The organism is Oceanobacillus caeni (assembly GCF_019037185.1).
Classification (GTDB): domain Bacteria; phylum Bacillota; class Bacilli; order Bacillales; family Amphibacillaceae; genus Oceanobacillus; species Oceanobacillus caeni.
On sequence record NZ_JAHHXM010000064.1, the window covers coordinates 1 to 3,879 of the forward strand.

The 3,879-nt window shown below is 33.4% G+C and carries 6 protein-coding genes; 4 read left to right on the forward strand and 2 right to left on the reverse strand.

All coding sequences use genetic code 11. The features are described 5' to 3' along the window. Positions 1-308 precede the first annotated feature (308 nt). Positions 309-491, forward strand: coding sequence for a PspC domain-containing protein (locus KM885_RS17480; RefSeq protein ID WP_047183631.1), 183 nt, complete (start codon positions 309-311; stop codon positions 489-491). Between the two features lie 56 nt (positions 492-547). Continuing rightward, a complete protein-coding gene (locus KM885_RS17485; RefSeq protein WP_204798606.1) occupies positions 548-874 on the forward strand; it encodes a hypothetical protein in 327 nt (108 codons plus the stop codon). Positions 875-904: 30 nt separating this feature from the next. On the opposite strand, the gene KM885_RS17490 is transcribed toward KM885_RS17485, so the two are convergent. Beyond that, positions 905-1,327, reverse strand: coding sequence for a hypothetical protein (locus tag KM885_RS17490; protein WP_060667835.1), 423 nt, complete (start codon positions 1,325-1,327; stop codon positions 905-907). A gap of 143 nt (positions 1,328-1,470) precedes the next feature. Between KM885_RS17490 and KM885_RS17495 the strand changes: the two genes are divergently transcribed. Beyond that, positions 1,471-1,728 carry a hypothetical protein gene (locus KM885_RS17495; protein ID WP_047183629.1) on the forward strand — a complete coding sequence of 86 codons (258 nt, stop codon included), beginning with the start codon at positions 1,471-1,473 and terminating at the stop codon, positions 1,726-1,728. Between the two features lie 162 nt (positions 1,729-1,890). Further along, complete coding sequence (locus tag KM885_RS17500) at positions 1,891-2,091, forward strand: hypothetical protein (protein ID WP_047184966.1); 201 nt, start codon at positions 1,891-1,893, stop codon at positions 2,089-2,091. A 111-nt stretch (positions 2,092-2,202) separates the two neighbouring features. Here the strand turns inward: KM885_RS17500 and KM885_RS17505 are convergent, their stop codons facing one another. After that, positions 2,203-3,564: an IS4 family transposase gene (locus tag KM885_RS17505; protein WP_216884334.1), complete on the reverse strand. Its 1,362-nt coding sequence runs from the start codon at positions 3,562-3,564 to the stop codon at positions 2,203-2,205. Between the last annotated feature and the right edge of the window lie 315 nt (positions 3,565-3,879).

Genomic DNA, 3,879 nt, shown 5'->3' on the forward strand with positions numbered 1-3,879 from the left:
TTCCCTAGAGTGTGATAATCAAATACATATTAAAAGTCGACTAAAATACAGTACCAACGTCACTTGACGTAGAGCCTTTTTTGGTTTTGATAAGATATTAGTGTTTCTATCAAAAGGGCGTTATTAGCTATGTTAATTCCTGTAAAGCAAAAGAATTTCTGAATATTTATGTTAGAATAATAACGGGTTTGTGAAGAATTATTCTTAAGCTAATGGGCGGGTTAGTGCAATGAAACATTTTAATTAGAGATACGTAGAACTATAGTAGAGTAGGTTTCTTTAAAAAATATATTAAGGGGGGAGTAGCGTTGAATAATAAACTAAGAAAATCATCAACGGATAGGGGAGTGGTTGGAGTATGTGGGGGAATTGCCGATTATTTTGGTATTTCTTCATTGGGAGTAAGGCTAATTTTTATTTTTCTACCTGCTAATTTTGTTATTTATTTAATCCTTGCAACAATACTTCCTGATAGCCCTTTGTTATTGTAAAGAAAGAATTAATATGTAGCTAATTGGTGTATTTGTGAAAAGAGGTGGATGTCATAATGGTTTGGATTATTTTATTAGCCGTTCTTATTGTGAGTTACTATTTTATAATAAAAAGTAACTCAAAGATTACAGAAAAGTATTTTTCTCTATTATCTCTTGTCTTTGCGGCATTGACTATTATACCAATTTTGAGCGAATCATTTTCCTTTATTTTGAAGTTGAGTTTTTTCTTACCTTTTGTGTTTGGTGTGCTGGGAATAGTTCTTGGGTGGCTAGGAATTAAAGGTGATTTAAGAATAAGTTTAATTGGGCTAAACGTCTTAGCATTGGGTTTTTATCTCATTGTGTTTCTTATGGCGACGGTTGGCTTTCAAGAACCTTAGAGTTAAAAAAGGGCAACGAAGAAAGGTCTTTCAAATGGGAAATCCTAATGTTTTTAACAACTTATCAATTTTTATTTGGAATGTAAAAAAATAAGAGTTATTTTCATCGTCAAAGATAAGTAAGAAAGGTTTTTCCGTCTCAGGAATAATAATTATAACTTCATCAATTAAAGCGTTAATCCATTTATTTTCTAATTGATAAGATGGTTCCAAGGGAATTTTAATCATATAACCTTTGTCTGGAATTGGCTTGAATGCTTTAACGACACCATCGATTTCTTTAATGATTTTCTCAGTCTCTAATTGTATGCTAGAATCCGTTGGTGTTGTTTTTATTATCTCATTTTTTACAATATCCATAATCTCAATACTTTTATTATCCTGAGCATTTACCGTAGATAAATTGAAAAGGAAGAAAACAAGAATTATTGAAAGTAACGTTTTCTGAAGCACCGAATCACCCCAGTTTTAGAGTAACCTAAGATAGAATAATAATACCTAACGGGTGAGGTACTTCAACAAGGAGATTGTGCGTTTATTTTTGAAGTAAAGAACAGTAAAGTAAAAAACAAACTATAAGGGGTGGTTATAAAGATATGAGTAAATTAAGACCATTTTTGTATATAAGTGCTTTGTTATTGATTTTAATTCCAACATCAATTGTTTTAATTGCCGATGCTTCATTTAATTCCCTTTTTAGTTATATCGTGATAAGTATATCTTTAATATTAGTTATGATGGGTAAGACCATAACCGTTTTCGAAAAAAGGAAAGAAGGTAAAAAAACTTCAACTGATATGGGAGCTATCATAGGGCTAACCATTGTTTTACTAATAGTGATTTTTGATAACTAGTTATTTTAAATGATTTTTATTAACTGGTGCTTATCTTTAAGAGAAATAAGTCCCTTTTTCGCTAAAAAGATTGTAGGGAAGTAGCAGAATGGTGGTTCGAAACCTTTTTCAAAGATAAACGTAATATTATTAAATTTATCGTTATAATTTAGGTGGGTGAAAATGAAAAAAAGGAACATTGAATGGGCTTTGTTTACTGGCCTATTTGTTGGAATTGTAATTTTCCTTTCCGAGATTTTAATTCCTAATGCCAACTTTTTTATATCAATGGCTATTTCAGGGTTATCAGCTTTAATCGGTGGTTTGATTGGAAATAAAATAAGATTTTCCCAAAGGAAAGCGAAGAAAATTAATGCAAAATGATTTAATAGTGAGAATTCTCAGGGAAGAGTTATTGTATTAACGAGGGCAATAATGAAATAAAATTGTACTGGAATTAGGAGAATTTTATGAAATAATATTTCAAGTAATAACTCAACTTTCGCAGCCCAAACTAGGCAGGTATACCTTGATATAGTTAGGTAATCCCGCAAACCAATACTGTAGTTGACTTTTGATTAACTTTTTGAATTTCTTGTTCGTTTTATTCAAAGCATCTTCAAGAAGCTCGATTAGTTGTTGTAATGCAACTGCCCAATCCAGTTCATTTACTTCGTCACAAAGTTCATAAAACATCCCGCCAAGTGTGCGGTCATCTGTACTACAGCGGTTTTGCCAAGACAAAAGGATATATCTTGAAAAGACAATCGTCGTGTGGCTGATTAGTGAATCATAGGATCTACCTTGAAATTCCTTTTGTAATTTCAACAGAGATTTTGTCGCCTTGAAAAAGACTTCAATGTCCCAGCGCATTCCGTAAATTCGAATAATCTCTGTTTCTGTTAACGTACAATCCGTACTTAAGATAGCTAACCATTCACTTCTTTTATTGCGATTTCGAACGAATACAACTTTTACTGGTACTCCGTTTGCCATCGTTGTATGAATAGAGCGCAAGATACTTTTGTTTCCCGATGCTGGTTTCGCTAGACGATAAAGTTCTTTTAAATTAACCCGTTTTTCATCAACTAAATAACGTTGATTGGTAGCTTTCACCATACCAATCACGTCTATACCTTGTTCCACAATCGATTGAATCAGTGGCTGCTGGGTAAACCAACTATCCATTAACACATAAGATGCGTCTATTCCTGCAGAAAGTGCCCGTGAAATCATAGATGGTAGTTGTTCTGGAGCTGTTTGTAGGGCTTCTTCCCGTCTTTTATAACCAGAAGTGCGTTTGTCTACTTCATTCGAAATATCATTGATTTTTGACTTCTTTGAGCTTAATAAGGAGAAGTCGACTGGCATGAAAGTGGCACCATCCGACCAACCAAGCGTAAGCATACGAAAACCTTTGTAAAAACGCATTTTTTGAGATGCGTGATCAAAACAGCGAGCCAGTAATTCTACTTTCTTACTCCGGTTCCGTTCATAGGCAGAGTCATCAACGATTAACACTTTTGGACGATCATTTTTGGTCAACCGACTTACTTTAGAAATGGTTGAAGCACTTAGTGAAAGTAAAAAACGGCGCCAATTATACTTGGAATAGTTTAAACAGCGATAGATGGTGTCTTTCCCTGGCAGACTTTCTGATTTTTTGCTTTCAAGCAATCGAAACCAATTTTTCTGTTCGAAAAACAAACAAAATAGAAGCTGAAATAAATAAGCACAAGAAAACCCAAATCCTTTGGTGATACCGGCTTTCCGCAAATGTTTAAGGATCTCTAATTCATTAAAACCAGATTTTAATTCGGTTGGCATTTGATTATTTTGGTCATTATTCGCTATCATAGTAGGAGGCACCTCTTCTATTTGGTAGTTTTTTTCTAGACAATTAAACTATACCAAAAGTGGAGGTGTTTTTCTTTTTTATAGTAGGCAGATGTCAAGGTCCATAATGAATTTCCAAAAGTACTTTACCAGATAAAGGTTAGATGTCATTTTTACTCTGCGAAAGTTGAGTAATAAGTATAAGTAACGGGGGTTTGAAAAATGGGGATAAAAAGGAAGTTAGGAATATTAGTTTTAATGGGCTCTACGTCAAGTGACGTTGGTACTGTATTTTAGTCGACTTTTAATATGTATTTGATTATCACACTCTAGGGA